We start from the raw sequence: 22,450 nt of genomic DNA, 5'->3' as shown, positions 1-22,450 counted from the left end.
CGTGGCACTACGCCTCTTTATCTGACACCACCATTCCCAGACGCGTTAGCTCTGTCATCACAAATAAAGTAACAGCTTCGCAACGCTTACCCGCAAACTCAAAAGTATCGGCTGCTTGATTTTCAAGTTGTTGCACTAAATCGTTTCGCAGCATGTCTTTGGCTCGTGACAAACGCTTTTTAATCACATCTTCCGTTAAATCTAAGCAATATGCGCTATCTGAAACCGATATTCCCTCGACGGCTCGTAGCATAAACACACTTCGATAGCCTTCTGGCAACCGTCGAATGGCTGCTTCAAGTAGACATTTCATTTCTTGCTGACTTGCGATGGCTTCTGGAGTTAGCTTTTCCGACATCGTTGTCACCGTTTTTTTATGTTCAGACTCTGAATGAAAAGCGATTACATTGTCATCAAACAACACGTCTGAATGTTGCTTCCGCTTAATGCTAATCGCTTGGTTCACCACAATTCGAGTTAACCATGTTTTTAGAGAAGCTCGGCCTTCATACGAACTTAGGTTTTTAAATGCCTTAATATATGCTTCTTGTACCGCTTCTTGTGCTTGCTCTTCATCATTAAGCACACCTCGTGCGGCACGAAATAAACCGCGATTATGGTTGCGAACAATTAACTCAAAAGCCGCTGCATCACCAGAGTGAGCACGTTTTATCAGGTTGATATCTTTTAAATCGGCCAAAATTGGGGATGATTGTATTGATGAATTTGTCATTATTACCTCATCTAATATTTTGCATTGTTATCTTAATAGACGCATGGATATAAATTTGGTGACATTCTCTTTGAGAAAAGAATAAAAAACAGTACGATTGCTAGCTTAAACCTAGTTCATAAATATGAAACAAACTGACAAAGCCTCTGTTTAACCGGCATAAAAGCCTAATAGCTCTTTTTTTTGTAGCAAAACATCTCGAAATGGTTTTCATTCTGACCGGATTGGTTAGACTGGGCGCATTATTGATATAACAAAAAACGGTAACACACTCGCATGAAGCAAATTATTGATTTTATTCCACTGATTATTTTCTTTTTTCTCTACAAAAGTTATGACATCTATGTCGCAACAGGTGCCTTAATTGTCGCAACTGCGATCCAAGTTGGCGTTATCTATTTCTTATATAAGAAAGTAGAAAAAATGCAGCTCATCACCTTTGCCATGGTGGCCATCTTTGGTGGTATGACGTTGTTTTTCCATAACGACAACTTCATCAAATGGAAAGTCACTATCATTTATGCTTTATTTGCTATTGGTTTATTAGTTTCTGATTTTTTAGGAAAGCCAGTTATCAAAGGCATGTTAAGCAAAGAAATTGCCGTTCCGGATAGCGTTTGGAAACGAGTGAATCTTGCTTGGGTTGGTTTCTTTGCTGTATGTGCCGCATTAAATATCTACGTGGCTTACGAATTACCGCTTGATGTATGGGTCAACTTTAAAGTATTTGGCCTGTTAATCGCCACCTTCGCTTTTACAATTCTTTCAGGTGTTTACGTCTATAAGCATATGCCTAAAGAAAATAAAGAAGAAAGCTGAACAAACTATCGGCATATAGCTTGATGAATAATTGATTGTTATTCCAATACTGTCATAATTTATACACCTAAGTTCATTGGGTATAACTGTAATGGAATTTTTATTTAGGACATATTATGAGCTCTCAACCTCAGTCCCCTCGTGGTTCTATGGTACTTCGTACTCTTGCAATGCCTGCGGACACCAATGCTAATGGCGATATTTTTGGTGGCTGGATCATGTCTCAACTCGATTTAGCCGGCGCTATTTTAGCCAAAGAACTTTCCAACAGCCGCGTTGTGACAGTCTCGGTTTCAAGTATCACATTCAAACAACCAGTAAAAGTTGGTGATGTGGTATGCTGTTATGGTGAATGCATTAAGGTTGGTCGTACTTCAATGTCTATCGCACTAGAAGTATGGGTTAAATCTGTTAGCCTAAACGGTATAGGTGAAAAGAACAAAGTTTGTGAAGCCACCTTTAACTACGTTGCTATTGATGCAGATGGTAAACCTCGTGCAGTAAAACCTGAATAACATTAACCTGTTTATCCCTATTGGGCATACAACACAAAATAAGGCTATCAAGCGCAGTTTTACTGTCAAATGGTAGCCTTATTTTTTTGAGCCGCGTATATTAACTTCTTACTTTGAATTTCAACATAAAGGACTCTTCCCATGTGGTATGTTATTTTTTCTCAGGATGTTGAGAACTCATTAGAAAAACGAATGAGCGTTCGTGACCGTCACTTAGCTCGCCTAGTCCAATTACAAGAGGAAGGTCGCTTATTAGTCGCTGGCCCAATGCCTGCGATTGACTCAGATAATCCAGGCGAAGCAGGCTTTACCGGTTCAACGGTAATTGCAGAATTTAACTCTCTTGATGACGCCAAAGCATGGGCAGATGCTGACCCTTATATTGATGCTGGCGTTTATGAGAAAGTTATCGTCAAACCATTTAAGAAAGTATTACCATAATGAAAATGTCTTTGAAAACACCCCTACTCGCTCTATTCAGCGCAACCTTATTACTCGGTTGTTCATCAACGCCCAGTGAAGTAGAAATGATGGCCGATCACCGTGCTAGCGTGATTGAAGCTGGACTACCTTACAAAATCGGCCCGCTGAATGTAATGAGTGCAAAGTCAGATAAAAATGTTGTTGAGCTACTAATGATTTACAACAGCTCAGGCACCGTATCACCTACAGCTTTAGTCGACGCAAGTGTAAAGACTTATTGTAAAAGTAATGAAGTCCGTTCCGTTTTGAAAAAAGGTGTAATTTATAATATCACCATTCGTAGCGAACGTGGAAAAATGCTCGTTGAGAAAAGCATTAGCGAACAAACTTGCCAGCAAGTAGAAGACGAAAGTTAATCTAAACGCGATTAACTAGTAGATACAATTAACCCCCTAGTGATCTTCTCATTAGGGGGTTAATTTTTTATAACTTATGGGCTAAATCAATCAACATAGGTAGGCCATAAACCCAAAACAGGTATCCCCCACCAACAATTGCCACAATCCAGAGTACCGTTGTCAATGCCTTGAATTTAGCTCGGCTATTAAATGGATCAGGCTCACCACAACTTGGGCAAGCATGCGCTCGTTTTGATATCGATTTATCACATATAGGGCATTGAACTAATGGCATAGGTTCTCTTCCTTGGATCAAATAGTTTCATTTAATCATGCATTATTTTACAAATATTGCCAGTAGGAATTTACCTAAAATTCAGCCGGTTAACTTTCTGCTTTTGATGAAAATATCATGACCTTCAAACTTGCTTGATCATCGACATCAGCAAATTCTTCCGGGTTGGCTAATCGCTCAACAAACGTCAGTTCAGGCGCTTCTTCTGCCATTGAATCAATTAAGAAGTCTTCACTCACCACTGGAGAGTTCACACACGCAAACACTTCGCCACCTTCATTCAGCAACGTCGGTAGCTTACGTAAGATGCGTTTGTAATCTTTGGTTAAAGCAAAGCTGCCCTTTTGGAAAGATGGTGGATCGATGATCACTAAATCATAAGGACCATATTTAGTAATTTTTCCCCATGAACGGAAGATATCGTAGCCCATGAAAGTCACATCCGACATATCATGTTCATTTAGTCTGTGATTGTCACGGCCACGAGATAACGCACCTTTTGCCATATCCACATTAACCACTTGAGCAGCACCACCGGCTTTCGCTGCAACTGAAAAACCACAGGTATAAGCAAATAGATTCAATACACGTTTATTTTTCGAGCGTTCTTGTACCCATTGACGCCCTATACGCATATCTAGGAAAATACCCATATTCTGGTTTTTACCCAGTACAAGCTTATATTTAAGACCATTTTCAATGCCAATTGTATTCTCTTGAATCTCACCAGTAATCGTTTCAAACGGCGCACCATGTTGGTATCTATGCTGCAAACCAATCCCCGTGCCACCAGCTGATTGCCAAACATCACTAGCAAAGAGTTCGGTTAAGCCTAATTTCAACGCTTGATTAAAGTCGTCTTCAACGGGCTTAAATAACGTCACGATTAATTGTTTGCCAATCCAATCAGCGGTGATCTGCTCTAAGCCTTGAAAGGTTTGACCACGGCCGTGAAATAAACGCCGCATCTCACCTTCACAAAGTGGTAGTTGCTGTTTGATATGCTCAAAAAAAGTGTTTAACTGTGTGATTTCCATGATTGATTCACTTATAAATTATTTAATTATTGGCCAATTGAGGCTAGATGGTTTATTCCATTGATCAATTGCTTGCTTGGCGACTTCGGTTTGCCACTCTTGGCCTAAATGTTCATATTGGCTTGGATCACAAACAAACTCATACGTTTGCCCTTGATATTCAAACGACAAACAATAGGCATGCAAATAACCGCGATCAGCTTTGTTGCTTGGGGTGTAGATATCGTCCCCTACAATCGATGAGCCAATAGAGTTGAGCGCCACTCGAATCTGATGAGTTTTACCAGTATGCGGCTTACATAAAAACAGACGCTGTCCATTCTCTCCTGCCAATGAAAAGAATTGTGTTTTAGCCGGATTATCTTGGCTCTTTAATAACTTCCAGCTAGAACGCCTAGAACGTACCATATCGCCAGAAATCAACCCTTGTTTTTTCTTTGGCTTTTTCACCCCAATCGCAAGATAAAATTTGCTCACCATACGATTGGCAAAAAGTTGCGATAACTCACTAGCCGCCTGCTGATGCTTACCGAGAAGTAGAATTCCCGATGTCATTTTATCTAAACGATGCACTAGATAGAGTTTTTGCTCTGCCGTTAATTCAACCATTTCTGATTTGGCCACTTCAATTAATAAAGAAGTCTCACCATCATCTTTATGCACACTGACATTCGAATGTTTATTAATGACTAAAAACTCGGTATTTTGATACAGAATATCGAACATAAAAACCTTACCGGATAAAGAGAGGCTGAAGTATACCTTGCCTTGTTTCAATACTGAATGACAGCCCGATCTGACAGACAAAAAATTCCCCATAAAAAATGCCCCGTAAAAACGAGGCACTTAACGCAATAAAAAAAGAGGATAAGTTAGATTGTCACCCAGAATACTAATCCCATTAAAATTGGGCATACGTAACGCAAATAGTTTGGCCACACTTTCCAGAAAAAGCTACCCTCAACATCTGGGTTACCTTGACGAATCTCTTCCAATAAACCTGCACGATTCCACACCCACCCCGCACAAATGGCCCAAACAAGACCTAGTAAAGGCTGTAGGTAAACGGTTGAAACGGTAATAACGAGACCGAATAAAGTTCCAAAGTTAAAAACAATTGCTGCCGCAAGCACTAGAGCAACACCACCAATCCACCAAACAGCTTTTTTTCGAGAATGACCAAGCTCTTCAATCGCACATGAAACCGGCACTTCTAGCATTGAAATCGATGAAGTTAATGCTGCAATTAACATTAATGCGAAGAATAGGATACTCACAATAACACCAACACTTCCCATCGAGTCGAACATAGCAGGCAAAACAGTAAAAACCAAAGTATCTGAATTTAATAACTGACCCGCTTGATCATAAATCTGTACACCGTGTTTTTGTGCGACAAACATTGCTGGTAGAATCAGCAAACCCGCACCAAATGCAATCCCCGTATCAATCGCGGCCACTTGCGCCGCGGTTTTTGGAATATTAATGTCTTTTGGCAGATATGAGCCATAAACCATCATTACCGTCACACCTAGAGATAATGAGAAAAAGGCTTGTCCCATAGCACCTACTACTAAATCAGCACTGAAATGAGAGACATCAGGAACAAGATACATTTTTAAACCGTCCATTGCGCCATCTTGAGTCAAAATATAGACAATCATGACGATGAATAAACCAACCAACAGCGGCATTAAACGAGATGACCAACGCTCGATTCCATCCGTTACTCCACTCATCACGATCTTCATGGTTAAACCAATAAACACCAAGGCAAGTACTAGGTTTCTTTCAAGGTTAAATGATTCTAACCAATTTGCTGCAGTATGTAGTCCGATCAAATCTAGTATTGGACTCACTAAATAACCAACAAGCCAACCGGCAATAATCGAATAAAAACTCAAGATCATTAAAGCCGTTAACAAGCCAAGTAAACCAAAGCCAACAGGCATTTTACTACGCTTAGGCCAAATACTTGCAACCGAACGTAACGGGCTCGCTTGTCCATAACGACCAATGGTTAATTCTGCAATCAACATAGGTAGAGCAAGAACTGCGACCATCACCAAGTACACAATCAAAAAAACGGCTCCACCGTTACTTGCTGCTTGTGTTGGGAAACCCCAAACATTTCCTAATCCAACAGCTGATCCCGCTGCTGCCATAATAAAACCCAATTTAGAACTAAACTGAGCACGTGAACCTGACGCCATAATACTTTCCGTTGTGTTTTAAGCTTAAAGCCAATAATTATTATAACTTACAGTCATGTAAAAATTAATTTACACACGACCAATATGAATTTTATCAATAAGGTTGCAAGTAGAACAGTTTATGTGGTGGATTTAAAGTTAAAGCAGTATAAAAAGTGCAATTAAGAGGATATTTGAGCATAAAATCATCAAACCCTCATAACACATCAGAACTTCACGCAACAATTGATTAACATCAATCACTCTGGTCGCTTAATTTAGCAATTTTTGCTAATGAAGTTATTTAGGTATAGCGTTAACTATCCATTCATTTTCTGATTGGTCTAACTAACCCATATTATTTATAACAAAGTGCCCTCCTTTCATACGACAACAATATGTACTCACGAGACTTCAAGAAGCTGAATTCAGAGCTCCATCTAACCTTTAGGCAAAGGAATGTAAGCACCTTTCAAACCAATCTGATATGATTCAAATATCAAACCAAATAATGGTAGTATCGAGATCTGTGAAGTCGGTGATATCAAAGGAATAAATGGAAAAGTTCTATCAAATTGTTGCGCTAGCAGGTGTGATTAGTTATTGGCTTCTCGTCGCAGGGGTTACCATTCGTGTTGTGATTAAGCGCCGTGCCGTGAGTGTCTCGCTTGCTTGGCTAATGATCATTTACATCATTCCTTTTGTTGGCGTTCTATTTTATTTTCTATTTGGCGAACTTAACCTCGGTCGTAAGCGCGCCGAACGATCACAAAGTATGTTTGCCCCTTATGGTGAATGGTTTACTCAATTACATGAATGCCAAGCCCACCAACCGACTTTACTCAATTTACAACTGGCGCAAATTCATGACCTTTGTACCAACCGCACCGTTATTCCTGCATTGTGTGGCAACACCCTATCGCTACAGGACACACCGGATAAAATTCTGCACTCAATCATTGATGATATTGAACAAGCACAAACCAATATTCGAATGGAATTTTATATCTGGCAAAGTGGCGGTCTAATCGATTCAGTCAATGCTGCGCTGATTCAAGCTGCTAAACGAGGCGTTAATATTCAGATCTTAATTGACTCGGCAGGTAGTCCTAAATTCTTCCGTAGCCATTGGCATAAATTAATGTTGGAAGCGGGTATTGATATTCGCCAGGCGTTAGCAGTAAATGCCTTTCGTGTGTTCTTCCGTCGATTGGATCTACGACTACACCGTAAAATTATCACTATTGATGATGAAGTTGCCTATACCGGTTCAATGAATATGGTTGATCCGGAATACTTCAAAAAAGATGCTGGCGTAGGCGAATGGATTGACGTAATGGTTCGGGTGACAGGCCCTACGGTTAATGTACTTGCCTCAATTCATGCTTGGGACTGGGAGGTTGAAACCGGAGAACGCCATCTACCTACCTTCCCTGTTTGTACAATAGAAAACACTGGCGCATTACATCCAATTCAAGTAGTGCCATCTGGCCCAGGGATGCCTGAGAATCTCATTCAGCAAGTTTTAACACTCGCGATTAATCAAGCAAAACAATCGGTTCGTATTACCACGCCTTATTTCGTCCCTAGTGACAACTTATTGCAAGTAATCAAAATGACCGCTCAGCGTGGCATTACCGTTGAATTATTGATACCGAAGAAGAACGATTCTCTATTAGTGAACTGGGCTTCCAAGTCTTTCTTTAGTGAACTACTTGATGCGGGTGTACATATTTATCAATTTGATGCTGGTCTATTACACACCAAATCCGTTGTCATTGATCAGCAATACTGCCTAATAGGTAGTGTTAACTTAGATATGAGAAGCTTGTGGCTTAACTTTGAATTAACTCTCGCGGTCGATGATTATGAATTCACCAAAGAGTTATATTGGGTACAAGAAAATTACTTAAAACAATCTACCTTAGTTTCAAAAGAAAGGTGGGAACAACGTAATTTTGCCCACCGAATGCTAGAAAGAGTCTTCTACTTATTTAATCCTTTGCTATAAGGCAATATGATTAGTAGAAAGCGATAAGTTCTAACAAATATAAGGATATTAAATGTCAGAATCAGAGAAGTACGAAACAAAACTGGTCAATGCAGGACGCAATAAAAAATGGACTCACGGTGTGGTCAACCCACCCGTTCAACGCGCCTCGACTGTGGTATTTAATACGGTTGCTGAAAAAAACGAAGCCACGATGAAGCGCCAAGGCCATACCTTATTTTATGGTCGTCGTGGTACCGAAACTCATTTCGCCTTTCAAGAAGCCATGACCCAAATCGAAGGTGGTGCCGGTTGTGCACTCTACCCTTGCGGCGCTGCTGCGATCACCAATTCAATTTTGTCTTTCGTTGAGCATGGCGACCACATTTTAATGGTTGATAGTTGCTATGAACCAACCCGTGATTTCTGCAATATCATTCTCAAAAAAATGGGCATTGAAACCACTTATTATGAGCCAAGTATCGGCGAAGGTATTCGTGATTTAATCCGCCCAAATACTAAAATTCTATTTACCGAATCTCCGGGCTCTTACACCATGGAAGTGCAAGATGTACCAACCCTTTCTCGCATTGCTCATGAACACGACATTATCGTGATGCTCGACAATACTTGGGGCGCTGGTGTTAACTTTTCACCGTTTGACCATGGTGTTGATGTATCGATTCAAGCCGCAACCAAATACATCGTCGGTCACTCTGATGTGATGTTGGGTACTGCGGTTGCCAACGAAAAATACTGGCCACAACTCCGTGAGCAAAGCTACTTACTTGGTCAATGTGTATCACCAGATGATGCCTACACCGGCTTGCGTGGTTTGCGTACTTTAAGCGTGCGTTTGAAGCAACATGAGCAAAACAGTATCGCAATTGCTAAATGGTTAGAAACTCGCCCTGAAGTCGATCATGTTCGCCACCCAGCACTACCATCTTGTCCGGGGCACGAATACTTCCTGCGTGATTTTACTGGCTCTAATGGCCTATTCTCATTTGTACTAAAGACCAGTAATAAGAAAGCGACAACTGCCCTACTTGATACCGTAGAGCATTTCAGCATGGGCTATTCTTGGGGTGGTTATGAAAGTTTAATCCTCGCCAATGAGCCAAGCAGCTTCGATAACATGCGAACGGTATCGAATCCGCACTTTGAAGGCACGCTAGTACGATTGCACATCGGCTTAGAAAACGTAGACGATCTGATTGAAGATTTAGATCGCGGTTTTGAGGCTTATAATACCGAGTTAAATAACTAGCCTTTTAATAAAAAGTGCGTTAGGTCTATAAACTTAACGCACTTTATCCAAGAGTTCTATTCAAATTGAGAATACTAAAAACTTAGCTCAAACTCTCCGCATCTTCACGTTTAATCACTTTGTGACCATCTTCTGTCACGCCTTGCTTCCAGTAACTACTAAAGTAACTCTTTTCACGCTGTATCGCGTCTTGGTTATTAAAGTGAGTGCGAATTGCTTTCATCGCTGTGAATTCACAAGCACACCAAATCGAGACATCTTGGCTATCAATGGATAACTGAATAACCGCATCACTTAGCAGACTTGGTTGATGACCAATAACCGTGTGTAACTGCATGCCTGCTGGTAACTTCCAGTTTGGATTATCTTGCGGCGAAGTTAATTGCACGACTACATGACCAACCGCATTTTGCTCAAGCTTGTTCAGTTTTTCCGTTATCGCGGGAATCGCGGTCATATCTGCTACCATAAACACTTGCTCAGCATTCAGGTCTATCACTTGACTCGTTCCCGGGCCACCAATCGAAATCGTGTCACCTACTTTTGCATTCATCGCCCAATGAATCGCATAACCACCTTGTTCTTGGCTGATGATTTTGTGCTTTTCATCCGCTTCATGCTTTACAAAATCGACTGCGATCTGACCTCTATCAAGATCTAATTCACTAATAGTGTAAGTGCGCATAACCGGACGTTCCCCTTCTCCAAGGTTTGAAATATCCGTATGGCCTTCAGGGTGAAACATTAATTTAATGTAGCCGCCTAGGTCTGTGGCTTGTAATGATTTAAAGTCTTCGCCCTGTAAAATCACGCGCTGCATATTTGCTGAAAGTTCAAAAGTGTTCACAACAGTAGCAAGTTTAGGTTTTCTGTTTGGTTTCATGTCTATTCCTTTTTTCTATCAGCAATTAATGATTAGCTTTATTCTGCAACTTAGCTTTAACGCGTTTTACTGTCGAGATACTGGCTCCGGTTTCATCAGCAATCGCTTGTAAGGTTTTATCACTAGTGAGTAACTGAGCAATCTTCTGATGTAACTCACGATTAGCTCGTCGACCTTTGAATTTGGCTTGCCACTCGCTCGGGTTACCTTTAAGTTTTCTGCGACCTAACTCTGCCGCCATTAAGCGCTGATAAGTTTCAATTTCTTCATAACCTTTAATCAATCGAAGCATCGTATCGGTCTGCTCATCGTTTGGCTTAAAAATTAGATTCTGGTGGTAAGTTCTTACAATAATGCCTTTATTAAGAAGCTCTGTGATCACGTCATAGGCTAATTTGAAGCCAAGACCGAAATCCGTCATCCACCAGATAAGTAGCGTATCGCCAGCTTTTAATTGAGCATAAGCTTTTTGAAATTCTGGCCTATCCTCTAAAGCAACATTTCCGCGAATACCTCGTTCGATATACAAGACGGCTTGCGTTTCGTTCGTCATCACATCAATACGATTATCAATATCTTCCACTTTGGGCGACATTCGCAAATACCCAATCGTTTTTTTTTGAGTCATATTTTTTCCGTCATCGGATGAAAAAAGATGAAACACCTAAAAGCTCATTTGGTGTTAACTTGAAAAATAATGAGCCATTATGGCTCACATGTCAAACACAACACTAAATGAACCGTAATTTTAATAACAGCTAAGATCAAAAAAGCCTTACCATGAATTGATAAGGCTTTGATATTTGGTTATTTAAAGATTTTAACTATTTAAAGATTATGATTTAGACGGCTCTGGTTGTTCAGGTGGCACATCATCATCATGCTCTTCCATATTCCAAGGTAGGATCCCTGGAGAAATATGGATGAAGTGTAGGTAACGTTCGAACTGGTTTAAGATGTCGTTAATAATATCTTGTTGCTCGTAGTTATATACATCGTAAGCTTGACCACCACGGCGTAAGAATACTTCTGCACGGTAGTAGTACTTATCTTCCGGCTCTTCACCTTCATCATAAGCAAACTCTGGTAAGTCGTAACCACGTAGACGAATTTCATAGATGAACTCAACTTGGCCCTCTTTGAATACTTCAAAGTGTGCGCGGCACAGTTCTTCATCGAAGGTAACTTCCGCTTCCCAATCTTGTTCTTCTAGTTCTTGCTCTACACGCTTCATGCTATTTAGTGCAGTCACACTAATGAACTTCTCAACATCTGCGCGAACAGGGAAATCTACCAAGTTAGCTAGGCGTTTTTTCCACAAACCTTTACCTACAGGGCTAGAGTTTGATTGTTGAGTCTGCATATATTGCTGCTGACTATCTTCATGGTGCCCTTCAATGCGTAGTGCTTTGATCATACCCACCATCGCAATCAACATGATGATAGCAAATGGTAAGGCACTCACCACACTTGCGGTTTGTAAGGCCCCTAGACCACCCGCTAGTAGTAGAACTGACGCTACAATCCCTTCGGTTGCCACCCAGAAAGTACGCTGCCATGCTGGTGTTTCTTGCACACCACCAGAAGCTAACGAGTCAATAACTAATGAGCCGGAATCCGATGAAGTTACAAAGAAAGTAATGATCAAGATAACCGTGACAAACGAGATGATCGATGTCATTGGTAGACGTTCAAACAGTTTGAACAAAGCAATAGCGTTATTATCTTGAACTTCTTGAATGATGTGGTGGTAACCATCTGTCATGATCATGTGTAGTGCAGTATCGCCAAACACAGAGAACCATAGGAAAGTAAAGATAGTTGGTACAACCATTACGCCTACAACAAATTGACGAATGGTACGGCCACGGCTGATTTTCGCGATAAACAAGCCAACAAATGGTGCCCATGCAATCGTCCAACCGAAGATGAACAATGTCCAGTTACCAATCCAATCGCTTGATACATAAGCTTGCAGGTTGAAAGTACGCTCAACGATATTGCTTAAGTAGCTACCTGTATTTTGCATAAAGGTATTTAAGATAAACAATGTTGGGCCCGCTACGAATACGAATAGCATTAATAATAAAGCCAATGCGATATTCAATAGGGATAAGTTTTTCACCCCTTTATCTATACCCGCTAATACTGAAACAAGTGCACATAAAGTGATCAGCGTAATAGCGATAATTTGTACGGTGCTATTAATTGGAATCTCAGGCCATAGGTAGTGTAAACCTGTGTTGATCTGAGTGACCGATAAACCAAGCGTCGTTGCAATACCAAACAAGGTACCCAAGATCGCAAATACATCTACCGTGTGACCAATTGGCCCGTGGATTTTATCACCGATCAATGGGTACAAGGTTGAACGCATAGAAAGAGGAAGACCGTGACGGAAAGCAAAATATGCTAGTGCTAAACCAACTACACCATAAATGGCCCAAATGTGGAAACCCCAGTGGAAGAAAGCAATTTGCATCGCTTCACGTGCTGCATCAATCGTCTCTGGTGCAGCGGTTGGTGGCGCGGCATAGTGTAAAACCGGCTCGGCTACGCCAAAGAATAATAAGGCAATACCGTAACCCGCAGAGAACAGCATCGCAAACCATTCAGTAAAGCTATATTCAGGCTCAGCATGATCAGGACCAAGTTTTATCTCACCCCACTTACTAACAGCAACTGTCACAATGAAGACTAAAAATATTGCCACTGCCAACATATAAAACCAGCCGAAGTTAGTCGTAACATCAGACAGTAATTCAGAGAAAAATACACCAGCTCTCTCTGGGTTTGATATCGTTCCAATTACCAATAAAGCAATAACGATAACGGCGGGTATAAAAACGGGGATCAACACTGTTGATTTCCGTTTAGTTGCCGAAACATCCATTTGTTTCTCCTATTTAATTTTCAATTTTATAACAAATAATTACTAACAAAAGGTAATAACGATTATTGTTTTATTTTTTCATCTTTTGACACTTACTATAACATGGGCAATCGACAACATGATCATTAACCATTCCAACCGCCTGCATGAAAGCGTAGCAAATTGTCTCACCCATAAATTTAAAGCCGTTTTTCTTTAAAAATTTACTCATCGCTTTTGATTGTTCCGTTACCGCTGGAACTTGAGACATATCTGTCCAACCACTCTGAACCGGATCACCATCGACAAACTGCCAAAGCGCATTACTTAACGAGCCATATTCTTTTTGTAGAACTTTGGCCGCCCGAGCATTAGAATATACAGAAGCGATTTTTCCTTTATGTTTAACAACATCAAAATTATCAATAATGTATGGTACTCGTGTTTCATCATACTGACTCAACTTTTCAATATCAAAACCTTCAAATGCCGCAACATATCCAGCACGCTTATTTAAAATAGTTCGCCAACTCAACCCAGCTTGCGCGCCTTCTAAACAAATGAACTCAAATAACTTAGTGTCATCGAACACAGGAACGCCCCACTCTTGATCATGATATTCACGTTCATTGTCATGCTTAATTGCCCAACCACATGTTGTATCCACTTGCTGTGTCATATAACTTTCCAATTAGTTAGTCGAAAAAAAACCTCTGACACAGCATAGCTGAATCAGAGGTGGGAATTTTAATATTGATCAATTTAAAGTATACCCTTTGTACTTGAATCTGCAGCTTTGTTGACAGCGTTCTTTCGCCCAATCACATAGGCGAGCTATGCTCATGGGTCTCATTCACTTGTCGCCTCACTGCAACTCCAATGACTTTGGGTATAGATATAACACGCGTATTAAAAACTATAACTTACTGAATTCTTTATTAACCTTGTAAGCATCAGACGTCACATAAGCTTCCATATCACGAATTTTATTTTCTAATAGCGCATACTCTTTATCAAGGTCGGTTAAGAGTTCCGCTGGTAGCTGCCCTGTTTGCCAAGGTTTACTCTTGATGGTATGGTCGAAATCGAACTCGTCCGCTGCAATTAAATTATCTGGGCGCTTTTCTAGCATCAGCCATAGGCCGAAGTAAGCGAACAGCACTAAAATCCCACCACCAAGCAAGAAAGCTGACACAACTATAATCCGTACCCACCAGGCTTCCATACCAAAGTAACGACCTAACCCGGCACATACACCAGCTAACTTACCATTCTTAGGCTCGCGATATAACGCTTCTCTATCCATTCCTTTAGCCATGATCACGCCTCCAATTTGGCGCCTCAGCGTCTAAGATTTTTTCTAACGTTTTGACACGTTGCTGCACACTTTCCGCTCGCTCGGCTAGCGACTTTAGTTGCTCAAGCTCATCGCTCGACAAACCATGCGCCACTTTACGCTTACTACGGTAATGAAGCAGCAACCACAACGGCGCAACAAAAATTAAAAATACAATCAGCGGTGCCACGAAAAAACTACTCATGAACAGCTCCTAATTATTGTTATTAAAATAATGAACATTACTTATCTTGCAGACTTTTCTTAAGTTTTTCTAGCTCTTGTTCAATTTCATCATCTGCCTGCAACTCAGCAAACTCTTGGTTCAGATCTTTGCCTTTTTCACCTAAATCATAACTATCCGCTTCAGCTTCTAGTTCATCAATTTTACGTTCGTATTGCTCAAACTTAGACATTGCTTCTTCCGTTTTACCGGTATGCAATTGCTTTTTGATATCACGACGATGGCCAGCGGCTTGGCGACGCATCACTATCGATTTCTGCTTAGCTCGAGTTTCAACAATCTTAGTCTCAAGCTTACTGATTTCTCCGGCTAATTTTTCGATAGATTCAGTGAGTAGTGTTTTTTCATTGCGTAAGTTTTTAAGCTGTTCTTCCGCTTTCTGTTTTTCAATTAACGCGCCACGAGCTAAATCTTCGCGCTGCTTTTGAATCGCTAAAGACGCTTTGTTTTTCCAATCTTCAACTTGCTCTTCAAGAAACTCAATACGACGAGTCAGTTCTTTATTATCTGCTAACGCTTTCGCAGAGTGAGTTCGTACTTCTACCAGTGTATCTTCCATTTCTTGAATGATAAGGCGGATCATTTTTTCAGGATCTTCCGCTTTATCTAATAGAGAACTGATATTTGAATTAACGATGTCGGCAAAACGAGAAAAAATACCCATGTTCGACTCCTTCTTAATGTGTCGTGTAATAAATTCAATACTTACTCCACACTAATACATGAAGCGTGCCAATTTTTAACCCACTGATATTAAATAACAATAATTCACAACACTGAAAACACCTTGCATAAAATGACTATTTTAGCTAATTATTAGTAAATTAAGCTAACACCGTTAAAGGACGCCCATGAAAGCACAAAATATCATAGGACAATCTGCAGCTTTTCTTGCAGCTTTAGATAAAACATCACAACTAGCCGTGATTGAGCGTCCTATTCTGATTATTGGCGAAAGAGGAACCGGTAAAGAACTCATTGCTCAACGACTGCATTACTTGTCCAAGCGCTGGCAGCATCCTTTAATCAGCTTAAACTGCTCGGCACTCAACGAAGGCTTAATTGATTCAGAATTGTTTGGTCATGAATCCGGCTCCTTTACCGGCTCTAAAGGCCAACACAAAGGGCGATTTGAACGCGCAGAAAGCGGCACCTTATTTTTAGATGAGCTGGCAACCGCGCCATTCTCAGTGCAAGAAAAATTATTGAGAGTGATTGAATATGGCGAATATGAACGCGTCGGTGGCCATAAAACCTTACAAGCCAATGTTCGCCTAGTATGTGCAACCAACGCCGATTTACTGCAAATGGCACAGCAAGGTTTATTCCGAGCCGATTTATTAGATCGCTTAGCCTTTGATGTCATCCACCTTCCGCCACTCAGGCAGCGCCTAGAAGACATTCCACTGTTAGCCGAACACTATGCAATTCAAATGTGTCAGGAACTCAGTTTGCCATTGTTTACCGGCTTTAGTACTAGAGCCTTAAATGAACTGTGTGTTTATGCTTGGCCGGGTAATGTTCGAGAACTAAAGAATGTCGTTGAACGTGCGGTGTATCGTCATGGTACTCAAGAAGGTAAAATTGACGAGATTGAGTTTAATCCTTTCCAATCTCGCGTCATTGATTCATTATCAAAAGCCTCACCTACAACTTCATTTGTTTCTTCATCGAGTGACATAAAAAGTGACATCGTAACAAAAATTAACACAAACACCGCACCTATAATTTATTCAGAAAACACTTTAAGCCTCCCGCTAAACTATAAACAATGGCAACAAGAGCAAGATATTCAACTATTGAAACAAAGCTTAAAGCAAGCTAAATACCACCAAAGAAATGCGGCTAAGCTTTTAGGCTTGAGCTACCATCAATTTAGGGGAATGCTCAGGAAATATGACATGATAGGAAAAGATCAACAAGATTAACCAATATTGTTCGTTTATACCCAGTAACTTCAAGGTGCGAGTTTCCGCAAGAATAAAACAAGCTTTAGGCAAGGCAAATTGAAGTCACTTGGGCATATAATTTAGAGAAGAATTCAATGTCTAAGTCATTACACTGTTTATTACTGTCACTATTTGCGCCTTTAATGCTCGCAGGGTGTAATGATGCCGAAAAAAGCCAACAAGCCCGAATGAATGGTTTTGTCTATTGTGGCACTACTCATCCACAGTTTTTGAATCCACAGCTTTCCGATGGTGGCGATAATATTAAATCGATCGGCCCGCAATTATTTGACTCTCTACTCACGCTCGATCCTATTGATTTTAAACCTAAGTCTAACTTAGCGACCAAATGGCAAGTGAATGAGGACAAAACTCAATACACCTTTACCTTACGACCCAATGTTCAATTTCATCAAACCTCTTGGTTTCAGCCTTCACGCCCAATGAATGCTGACGATGTTGTGTTTAGCTTTAAGCGTATTATTGATTCATCGAATCCTTATCATTATGTCAACGGTGGCCACTACCCTTGGTTTCAGAGCATCGGTTTTTCTCGCCTAGTGAAAGATGTTAAGGCAATTGATGAACAACACGTTCAATTTACTCTTTCTCATCCTGACAATACTTTTCTCGATAATCTCTCTACCGTTTTTGCTGCTATTCATTCTCAGGAATATGCACACCAACTTGCCACCCTAGATGACAAATCAAAATTAGATGAACTTCCAATTGGGACTGGCCCATTTCAATTAGAAAAGTCTCAACATAATGAATTAATTCGTTTAACAAAACACACTAATTATTGGCATCATCCAGCGAACATGAAGCAAGTGGTGTTTGATTTTGGCCCCCGAGGAACCGGATCACTTGCCAAGTTATTGACTCAAGAATGTGATGTGATGACGGATCCTATTTCCAGTCAACTGACTCTTATCAATGACAATACTGATATTCATTCAAACATCAGTAAAGCTATGAATGTGGCATTTCTTTCGCTTAACACTCAACACTTTGCACTTAATGATGTTCGTGTACGCCAAGCATTAAGTTTTGCGATTAACCGAAAAAACATCATTGATGCGGTCTATTTTGGTCAAGGTTATATCGCAACCTCATTATTACCCGCAGATTCATGGGCATATCAAGACAACAGCGTTCAAATTCGTTATGATCGCCAATACGCAAAAGCCTTATTGAAACAAGCAGGTTTTGAGGATGGATTGACGCTCACTATGTGGGTTCCACTGGCGGCACAGTCTTATAACCCAAATCCACACAAAACCGCGGAATTACTTCAGGGTAATTTTGCTGATATTGGAGTAACACTTTCGATTTTAACTGAAAAATTTGGTCGACGAGATACACTCACTCAGCAACCGAATACTGATCTAGTTCTTACTGGTTGGGCAGCTAATACTGGCGAACCAGATAGCTTAATGAGACCTCAATTATCTTGCGAGGCACAACGAGCCAGCTTAAATATTTCAATGTGGTGTGACGCTGATTTTGATTTTTTATTGACGTTAGCACGTGAAAGCGAGCAAACTCGTCACCGGTTAAACTTATATCATCAAGCGCAAACTATGCTCACTCAAGAATTACCGATCATTCCAATCGCTCATGGCGTACAATATCAAGTACATCATAGCTCATTAAGTGGCTTTGTATTAAACCCTTTTAATTCGGGTAGCTTTGAACACGTTGTAAGGGAAAAATAATGCTGGTTTACACCCTGCGCCGCATAAACTTATTCATCATTACCTTGTTAATTTTAACGCTCATTGGCTATAGTATTTTACGTCTAGATCCTCTTTCGCCATGGGCCATTCAAGATTTCTTTCAAGGTTGGTTCACTTACGTAGGCCAATTAAGCCAATTCAATCTTGGGGTTAGTCTGCACGGCGATCCGATTATTGACGAAATCAAATTAGTGTTTCCCGCCACTTTAGAATTATGCTTTTTTGCTATGATCGTCTCGCTGATCATCGGTATTCCTATTGGCACAATTGCCGGAATGCGCCAAGGAAAATGGGTCGATACCTTTATCTCATTTACTTCAATGGTTGGTTATTCCATTCCAATTTTCTGGATTGCATTAATGATGATCATGTTCTTTTCTTTGAACCTAGGTTACACACCCGTTTCAGGCAGGCATGATTTATTACTCGAAGTGCCTTATATCACCGGCTTTGCCACGATTGATGCTTTCATAACCAATGAAGCGAATCGCCTAGAATTGATTCATAGTGTAATGATGCACCTACTTCTACCATGTATCGTATTAGCGCTGGCACCGACAACTGAAGTCATTCGCTTAATGCGTTCATCGGTGGCTGAAGTGCGTAAGCAAAACTACATTCGCGCGGCACGTATCCGTGGTTTATCAACCTATGAAATTATCTTTCAGCATGTATTACGTAATGCGATTCCGCCGATTATTCCCAAGGTAGGCGTACAGCTTTCTACTATGCTGACTTATGCGATTATTACCGAATCCATCTTTAACTGGCCAGGCATTGGTCGTTGGTTACTCGATGCTTTGGCTGATAAAGATTACGTTTCAATTCAAGCAGGCGTTATTACCGTCGCGACCTTCGTTTTACTCGTCAATATTCTGTCGGATCTAATTGGCGTAATGGTTAACCCTTTGGTAAGGAAGCAGTGGTATGCTGTCAAATAACATTTATCAAGAAGACCGTATTCCTGGTCAATTTGAACGCTTTTGGCGCAGTTATCGAGCAAACAGTCTAGCAATGTTTGGCTTATGGTGCTTCGTTATTTTATTGCTAGTTACCATCAGTGCTCAGTGGTTAGCACCGCATGATCCTTTGATGCAAAGCGTACACCGTTTACAGCCACCATCATGGAACCCAGAAGGGAGTGTTGAGTACTTTCTAGGTACTGATGATATTGGCCGCGATATTCTTTCTCGTCTAATTATTGGTACGCAATTGACCTTTGCTTCTGGCCTATTCATTATGCTAATCGCTACTCTTATCGGTTGTACTATCGGTATTTTTGCTGGCATGACTAAAGGTTTATTATCAAGCACCTTAAATCATTTACTTGATACCGTAATGTCTATTCCATCGATCTTACTGGCAATTATCTTTGTGGCATTTCTTGGTACTGGCGAATTTAATATTCTATTAGCGATTTGCTTAGCACTTATCCCCCGCTTCATTCGCTCGGTCTATATTGCAGTGAATGCCGAGATGGAAAAAGACTACAACATTGCCGCTCGCTTAGATGGTGCAAATAACTTTCACTTATTGTGGAACTCTATCTTACCAAACTTATCTACCGTGATTGCTACTGAAATGACACTTGCAGCCTCGATGGCTATTCTAGATATTAGTGCTCTAGGCTTTTTAGAATTGGGAGCTCAAGCCCCTACTCCTGAATGGGGAACCATGCTTGGTGATTCAGTGGATTTGATTTATCTCGCACCATGGACAGTCACACTACCCGGTCTATTTATTATGTTTTCGGTCATCATTATTAATTTAGTCGGTGAAGGCGTTCGTCATTCACTTAGCGCGGGGACCGAATAATGCCATTACTCGATATTCGCAATTTAACTATTGAAATCGAAACGCCACATGGCACCGTAAAAGCCGTTGAACGCATGAGCCTGACGTTAAATGAAGGTGAAATTCGCGGTTTAGTAGGTGAATCTGGTTCAGGTAAAAGCCTAGTCGCAAAAGCGATTGTAGGACTAACAAAAGATACGTGGAAAATCTCAGCCGACCGCATGCGGCTTGGCAGTATCGACCTTCTACAACTCACACCGAAAGAGCGTCGCCGTGTGATTGCTCGTGATATTGCGGTCATTTTCCAAGAACCGAGTAGTTGCCTCGATCCATCAGAACAAATTGGCCACCAACTACGTGAGTCGATTCCTTCATCATCCTTTGAAGGCAAATGGTGGCAACGCTGGCACTGGCGTCATAAGTTAGCCAAAGCACTACTTCATAAAGTAGGTATTAAAGATCACCGTCAGGTGATGAATTGTTACCCATACGAGCTCACCGATGGTCAATGTCAAAAGATTATGATTGCGATGGCGATAGCTTCCAAGCCTAAACTACTCATCGCAGATGAGCCAACCAATGATCTTGACCCCATTACTCAGTCCCAAATACTGAGATTGCTGAGTCGTTTAAATCAAGTCAATAACACTACTATCATGTTAATTGGACACGACCTCACAACCATTACCCAATGGGCAACCCGTATTACGGTCATGTATTGCGGTCAATCTGTTGAATCGGCCAATACTAAACATATTTTGACTGAACCGAAGCATCCTTATACCGTTGCTCTATTGCATGCAATGCCAGATTTTAATGAATGGATCCCTCATAAGAGTCGCTTGCCTTCTCTACCAGGTTCAATCCCACCATTGCAGCATTTACCGATTGGCTGTCGTCTTGGGCCTCGTTGTCCTTACGCGCAAACTAAATGTGTTCATATACCGGCAAGAAAGAAAATTAAGAACCATAAGTTCAGTTGCCACTTTCCACTTAATATGGAAAAACGTTCAACGTTAGAGAAGAACGCAAAAACGGAGAAACACGTATGAGTGCGCTATTAGAAGTCATCGATTTATCGAAAAACTTTGTCACGCGCTCCGGTTTCTTTCATAAGCGTGTTCATAAAGCAGTTAAGCCCATTTCATTTACCTTAGAGCCGGGGCAAACTTTAGGCATTATCGGACAAAATGGCTCAGGAAAATCCACACTGGCGAAAATGCTCGCTGGTGTTACCGAACCGAGCCATGGCAAAATATTCGTCAATGGCGAGCAGTTGTTTGATAAAGACTACTCCACCCGCTGTAAATTAATTCGAATGATATTCCAAGACCCCAACACCTCCTTGAATCCTCGCATTCAAATTGGTCGAATTTTGGAAGAGCCACTCAAACGTAATACACAAATGTCACCAGAAGCGCGAATTCATCGAGTTAAAGAAACGCTAATCCGTGTAGGTTTATTGCCAGAACATGCCTACTTTTACCCTCAAATGCTCGCCACAGGCCAAAAGCAACGTGTTTGTCTTGCAAGAGCCTTAGTACTTCAACCTTCAATCATTGTCGCAGATGAAGCGCTTAACGGGCTTGATATGGCAATGCGCTCACAGATCATCAACCTATTCTTAGAGTTACAAGAAGAAATGGGCGTGTCATTTGTGTATGTTTCTCAACATATTGGTGTGGTTAAGCACATCACAGACAAGTTAATAGTGATGCACGAAGGTAAAGTAGTGGAATCTGGTGACACTCAACAAGTGATTGCCCATCCCCAACATATCATCAGTCAGAAGTTGATAGAAAATCACTTCCATAAGACGCCGAACCATTTAAAGTAAATCATTTGAAATAACCACTTGAAATAACAAGGCTACCCTCTTGTTTCAATAACGAAGCAAGAGGGGGGAAATCGCATTTAATATATACCCAAGTGAATACGGCCCCCATCAAAATAGCTTGCCT

24 protein-coding genes are annotated in these 22,450 nt (G+C 40.9%); 12 read left to right on the top strand and 12 right to left on the bottom strand.

Annotated elements, in window-relative coordinates; genetic code table 11:
- Positions 1 to 7: 7 nt before the first annotated feature.
- Entirely contained in the window at positions 8 to 733 is a 726-nt protein-coding gene (locus tag ACN0T8_RS00990; protein WP_417878820.1) for an RNA polymerase sigma factor, read from the bottom strand.
- A 276-nt stretch (positions 734 to 1,009) separates the two neighbouring features.
- Here ACN0T8_RS00990 and ACN0T8_RS00985 point away from each other — a divergent pair, with 276 nt between their 5' ends.
- The 4 genes from ACN0T8_RS00985 to gspS2 all read left to right on the top strand — a co-directional run bounded on the left by ACN0T8_RS00985 (position 1,010) and on the right by gspS2 (position 2,906).
- A complete protein-coding gene (locus ACN0T8_RS00985; RefSeq protein ID WP_417878819.1) occupies positions 1,010 to 1,552 on the top strand; it encodes a septation protein A in 543 nt (180 codons plus the stop codon).
- Positions 1,553 to 1,668: 116 nt separating this feature from the next.
- Positions 1,669 to 2,067: an acyl-CoA thioester hydrolase YciA gene (yciA, locus tag ACN0T8_RS00980; RefSeq protein WP_417878818.1), complete on the top strand. Its 399-nt coding sequence runs from the start codon at positions 1,669 to 1,671 to the stop codon at positions 2,065 to 2,067.
- A gap of 141 nt (positions 2,068 to 2,208) precedes the next feature.
- Complete coding sequence (locus ACN0T8_RS00975; RefSeq protein ID WP_417878817.1) at positions 2,209 to 2,508, top strand: YciI family protein; 300 nt, start codon at positions 2,209 to 2,211, stop codon at positions 2,506 to 2,508.
- Positions 2,508 to 2,906, top strand: a complete 399-nt coding sequence (gspS2, locus tag ACN0T8_RS00970) for a type II secretion system pilot lipoprotein GspS-beta (RefSeq protein WP_417878816.1) — start codon at positions 2,508 to 2,510, stop codon at positions 2,904 to 2,906. Before ACN0T8_RS00975 ends, gspS2 begins: the two co-directional genes overlap by 1 nt.
- Positions 2,907 to 2,973: 67 nt before the next feature.
- Here the strand turns inward: gspS2 and ACN0T8_RS00965 are convergent, their stop codons facing one another.
- From ACN0T8_RS00965 to ACN0T8_RS00950, 4 genes are all read right to left on the bottom strand, one after another.
- Complete coding sequence (locus tag ACN0T8_RS00965; RefSeq protein WP_417878815.1) at positions 2,974 to 3,183, bottom strand: zinc ribbon domain-containing protein; 210 nt, start codon at positions 3,181 to 3,183, stop codon at positions 2,974 to 2,976.
- An 89-nt stretch (positions 3,184 to 3,272) separates the two neighbouring features.
- Entirely contained in the window at positions 3,273 to 4,220 is a 948-nt protein-coding gene (locus ACN0T8_RS00960) for a class I SAM-dependent methyltransferase (RefSeq protein ID WP_417878814.1), read from the bottom strand.
- A gap of 18 nt (positions 4,221 to 4,238) precedes the next feature.
- Complete coding sequence (locus ACN0T8_RS00955; RefSeq protein WP_417879472.1) at positions 4,239 to 4,946, bottom strand: TIGR01621 family pseudouridine synthase; 708 nt, start codon at positions 4,944 to 4,946, stop codon at positions 4,239 to 4,241.
- Positions 4,947 to 5,092: 146 nt separating this feature from the next.
- Positions 5,093 to 6,433 (bottom strand): sodium-dependent transporter, encoded by a 1,341-nt coding sequence (locus ACN0T8_RS00950; protein ID WP_417878813.1) that lies wholly within the window; start codon positions 6,431 to 6,433, stop codon positions 5,093 to 5,095.
- A gap of 535 nt (positions 6,434 to 6,968) precedes the next feature.
- Here ACN0T8_RS00950 and cls point away from each other — a divergent pair.
- Together cls and ACN0T8_RS00940 are read left to right on the top strand one after the other, a co-directional pair.
- Positions 6,969 to 8,423, top strand: coding sequence for a cardiolipin synthase (cls, locus tag ACN0T8_RS00945; protein WP_417878812.1), 1,455 nt, complete (start codon positions 6,969 to 6,971; stop codon positions 8,421 to 8,423).
- A 52-nt stretch (positions 8,424 to 8,475) separates the two neighbouring features.
- Positions 8,476 to 9,672, top strand: a complete 1,197-nt coding sequence (locus tag ACN0T8_RS00940) for a cystathionine beta-lyase (protein WP_417878811.1) — start codon at positions 8,476 to 8,478, stop codon at positions 9,670 to 9,672.
- A gap of 82 nt (positions 9,673 to 9,754) precedes the next feature.
- Here ACN0T8_RS00940 and ACN0T8_RS00935 read toward each other — a convergent pair whose 3' ends face one another.
- The 7 genes from ACN0T8_RS00935 to pspA form a co-directional block, all read right to left on the bottom strand.
- Positions 9,755 to 10,555 (bottom strand): siderophore-interacting protein, encoded by an 801-nt coding sequence (locus ACN0T8_RS00935; RefSeq protein WP_417878810.1) that lies wholly within the window; start codon positions 10,553 to 10,555, stop codon positions 9,755 to 9,757.
- Positions 10,556 to 10,580: 25 nt separating this feature from the next.
- A complete protein-coding gene (locus ACN0T8_RS00930) occupies positions 10,581 to 11,183 on the bottom strand; it encodes a recombinase family protein (protein ID WP_417878809.1) in 603 nt (200 codons plus the stop codon).
- 207 nt (positions 11,184 to 11,390) lie between these two features.
- On the bottom strand, positions 11,391 to 13,448 hold the full coding sequence (locus ACN0T8_RS00925; protein ID WP_417878808.1) for a BCCT family transporter: 2,058 nt from the start codon (positions 13,446 to 13,448) through the stop codon (positions 11,391 to 11,393).
- Positions 13,449 to 13,518: 70 nt separating this feature from the next.
- Positions 13,519 to 14,106: a DNA-3-methyladenine glycosylase I gene (locus tag ACN0T8_RS00920; RefSeq protein WP_417878807.1), complete on the bottom strand. Its 588-nt coding sequence runs from the start codon at positions 14,104 to 14,106 to the stop codon at positions 13,519 to 13,521.
- Between the two features lie 237 nt (positions 14,107 to 14,343).
- On the bottom strand, positions 14,344 to 14,745 hold the full coding sequence (gene pspC / locus ACN0T8_RS00915) for an envelope stress response membrane protein PspC (RefSeq protein ID WP_417878806.1): 402 nt from the start codon (positions 14,743 to 14,745) through the stop codon (positions 14,344 to 14,346).
- Entirely contained in the window at positions 14,738 to 14,968 is a 231-nt protein-coding gene (pspB, locus tag ACN0T8_RS00910; RefSeq protein ID WP_027696089.1) for an envelope stress response membrane protein PspB, read from the bottom strand. The genes pspC and pspB overlap by 8 nt, the downstream gene beginning before the upstream one ends.
- Before the next feature lie 37 nt (positions 14,969 to 15,005).
- A complete protein-coding gene (gene pspA / locus ACN0T8_RS00905) occupies positions 15,006 to 15,671 on the bottom strand; it encodes a phage shock protein PspA (RefSeq protein WP_417878805.1) in 666 nt (221 codons plus the stop codon).
- 187 nt (positions 15,672 to 15,858) lie between these two features.
- On the opposite strand from pspA, the gene pspF reads away from it, so the two are divergent.
- The 6 genes from pspF (at position 15,859) to ACN0T8_RS00875 (ending at position 22,326) form a co-directional block, all read left to right on the top strand.
- On the top strand, positions 15,859 to 16,935 hold the full coding sequence (gene pspF / locus ACN0T8_RS00900) for a phage shock protein operon transcriptional activator (protein WP_417878804.1): 1,077 nt from the start codon (positions 15,859 to 15,861) through the stop codon (positions 16,933 to 16,935).
- A gap of 116 nt (positions 16,936 to 17,051) precedes the next feature.
- Entirely contained in the window at positions 17,052 to 18,674 is a 1,623-nt protein-coding gene (locus tag ACN0T8_RS00895) for an ABC transporter substrate-binding protein (protein WP_417878803.1), read from the top strand.
- Positions 18,674 to 19,636, top strand: coding sequence for an ABC transporter permease (locus tag ACN0T8_RS00890; protein ID WP_417878802.1), 963 nt, complete (start codon positions 18,674 to 18,676; stop codon positions 19,634 to 19,636). Before ACN0T8_RS00895 ends, ACN0T8_RS00890 begins: the two co-directional genes overlap by 1 nt.
- Positions 19,623 to 20,510: an ABC transporter permease subunit gene (locus ACN0T8_RS00885; protein WP_417878801.1), complete on the top strand. Its 888-nt coding sequence runs from the start codon at positions 19,623 to 19,625 to the stop codon at positions 20,508 to 20,510. Before ACN0T8_RS00890 ends, ACN0T8_RS00885 begins: the two co-directional genes overlap by 14 nt.
- The gene (locus tag ACN0T8_RS00880; protein WP_417878800.1) at positions 20,510 to 21,541 is read left to right on the top strand and encodes an oligopeptide/dipeptide ABC transporter ATP-binding protein; all 1,032 of its coding nucleotides are present in this window, start codon (positions 20,510 to 20,512) and stop codon (positions 21,539 to 21,541) included. Before ACN0T8_RS00885 ends, ACN0T8_RS00880 begins: the two co-directional genes overlap by 1 nt.
- Positions 21,538 to 22,326, top strand: coding sequence for an ATP-binding cassette domain-containing protein (locus ACN0T8_RS00875; protein WP_417878799.1), 789 nt, complete (start codon positions 21,538 to 21,540; stop codon positions 22,324 to 22,326). The genes ACN0T8_RS00880 and ACN0T8_RS00875 overlap by 4 nt, the downstream gene beginning before the upstream one ends.
- Positions 22,327 to 22,450 lie beyond the last annotated feature (124 nt).

It is taken from the genome of Vibrio sp., assembly GCF_048266485.1.
In the GTDB taxonomy this organism is placed as follows: Bacteria; Pseudomonadota; Gammaproteobacteria; order Enterobacterales; family Vibrionaceae; genus Vibrio.
This window is presented reverse-complemented; position numbering and strand designations above follow the sequence as displayed.

Excerpts from the sequence above, each read along its gene's own strand:
- ACN0T8_RS00990 (WP_417878820.1), bottom strand. The coding sequence starts at position 733 with ATGACAAATTCATCAATACAATCATCCCCAATTTTGGCCGATTTAAAA.
- ACN0T8_RS00985 (WP_417878819.1), top strand. The coding sequence starts at position 1,010 with ATGAAGCAAATTATTGATTTTATTCCACTGATTATTTTCTTTTTTCTC.
- yciA (WP_417878818.1), top strand. The coding sequence starts at position 1,669 with ATGAGCTCTCAACCTCAGTCCCCTCGTGGTTCTATGGTACTTCGTACT.
- ACN0T8_RS00975 (WP_417878817.1), top strand. The coding sequence starts at position 2,209 with ATGTGGTATGTTATTTTTTCTCAGGATGTTGAGAACTCATTAGAAAAA.
- gspS2 (WP_417878816.1), top strand. The coding sequence starts at position 2,508 with ATGAAAATGTCTTTGAAAACACCCCTACTCGCTCTATTCAGCGCAACC.
- ACN0T8_RS00965 (WP_417878815.1), bottom strand. The coding sequence starts at position 3,183 with ATGCCATTAGTTCAATGCCCTATATGTGATAAATCGATATCAAAACGA.
- ACN0T8_RS00960 (WP_417878814.1), bottom strand. The coding sequence starts at position 4,220 with ATGGAAATCACACAGTTAAACACTTTTTTTGAGCATATCAAACAGCAA.
- ACN0T8_RS00955 (WP_417879472.1), bottom strand. The coding sequence starts at position 4,946 with ATGTTCGATATTCTGTATCAAAATACCGAGTTTTTAGTCATTAATAAA.
- ACN0T8_RS00950 (WP_417878813.1), bottom strand. The coding sequence starts at position 6,433 with ATGGCGTCAGGTTCACGTGCTCAGTTTAGTTCTAAATTGGGTTTTATT.
- cls (WP_417878812.1), top strand. The coding sequence starts at position 6,969 with ATGGAAAAGTTCTATCAAATTGTTGCGCTAGCAGGTGTGATTAGTTAT.
- ACN0T8_RS00940 (WP_417878811.1), top strand. The coding sequence starts at position 8,476 with ATGTCAGAATCAGAGAAGTACGAAACAAAACTGGTCAATGCAGGACGC.
- ACN0T8_RS00935 (WP_417878810.1), bottom strand. The coding sequence starts at position 10,555 with ATGAAACCAAACAGAAAACCTAAACTTGCTACTGTTGTGAACACTTTT.
- ACN0T8_RS00930 (WP_417878809.1), bottom strand. The coding sequence starts at position 11,183 with ATGACTCAAAAAAAAACGATTGGGTATTTGCGAATGTCGCCCAAAGTG.
- ACN0T8_RS00925 (WP_417878808.1), bottom strand. The coding sequence starts at position 13,448 with ATGGATGTTTCGGCAACTAAACGGAAATCAACAGTGTTGATCCCCGTT.
- ACN0T8_RS00920 (WP_417878807.1), bottom strand. The coding sequence starts at position 14,106 with ATGACACAGCAAGTGGATACAACATGTGGTTGGGCAATTAAGCATGAC.
- pspC (WP_417878806.1), bottom strand. The coding sequence starts at position 14,745 with ATGGCTAAAGGAATGGATAGAGAAGCGTTATATCGCGAGCCTAAGAAT.
- pspB (WP_027696089.1), bottom strand. The coding sequence starts at position 14,968 with ATGAGTAGTTTTTTCGTGGCACCGCTGATTGTATTTTTAATTTTTGTT.
- pspA (WP_417878805.1), bottom strand. The coding sequence starts at position 15,671 with ATGGGTATTTTTTCTCGTTTTGCCGACATCGTTAATTCAAATATCAGT.
- pspF (WP_417878804.1), top strand. The coding sequence starts at position 15,859 with ATGAAAGCACAAAATATCATAGGACAATCTGCAGCTTTTCTTGCAGCT.
- ACN0T8_RS00895 (WP_417878803.1), top strand. The coding sequence starts at position 17,052 with ATGTCTAAGTCATTACACTGTTTATTACTGTCACTATTTGCGCCTTTA.
- ACN0T8_RS00890 (WP_417878802.1), top strand. The coding sequence starts at position 18,674 with ATGCTGGTTTACACCCTGCGCCGCATAAACTTATTCATCATTACCTTG.
- ACN0T8_RS00885 (WP_417878801.1), top strand. The coding sequence starts at position 19,623 with ATGCTGTCAAATAACATTTATCAAGAAGACCGTATTCCTGGTCAATTT.
- ACN0T8_RS00880 (WP_417878800.1), top strand. The coding sequence starts at position 20,510 with ATGCCATTACTCGATATTCGCAATTTAACTATTGAAATCGAAACGCCA.
- ACN0T8_RS00875 (WP_417878799.1), top strand. The coding sequence starts at position 21,538 with ATGAGTGCGCTATTAGAAGTCATCGATTTATCGAAAAACTTTGTCACG.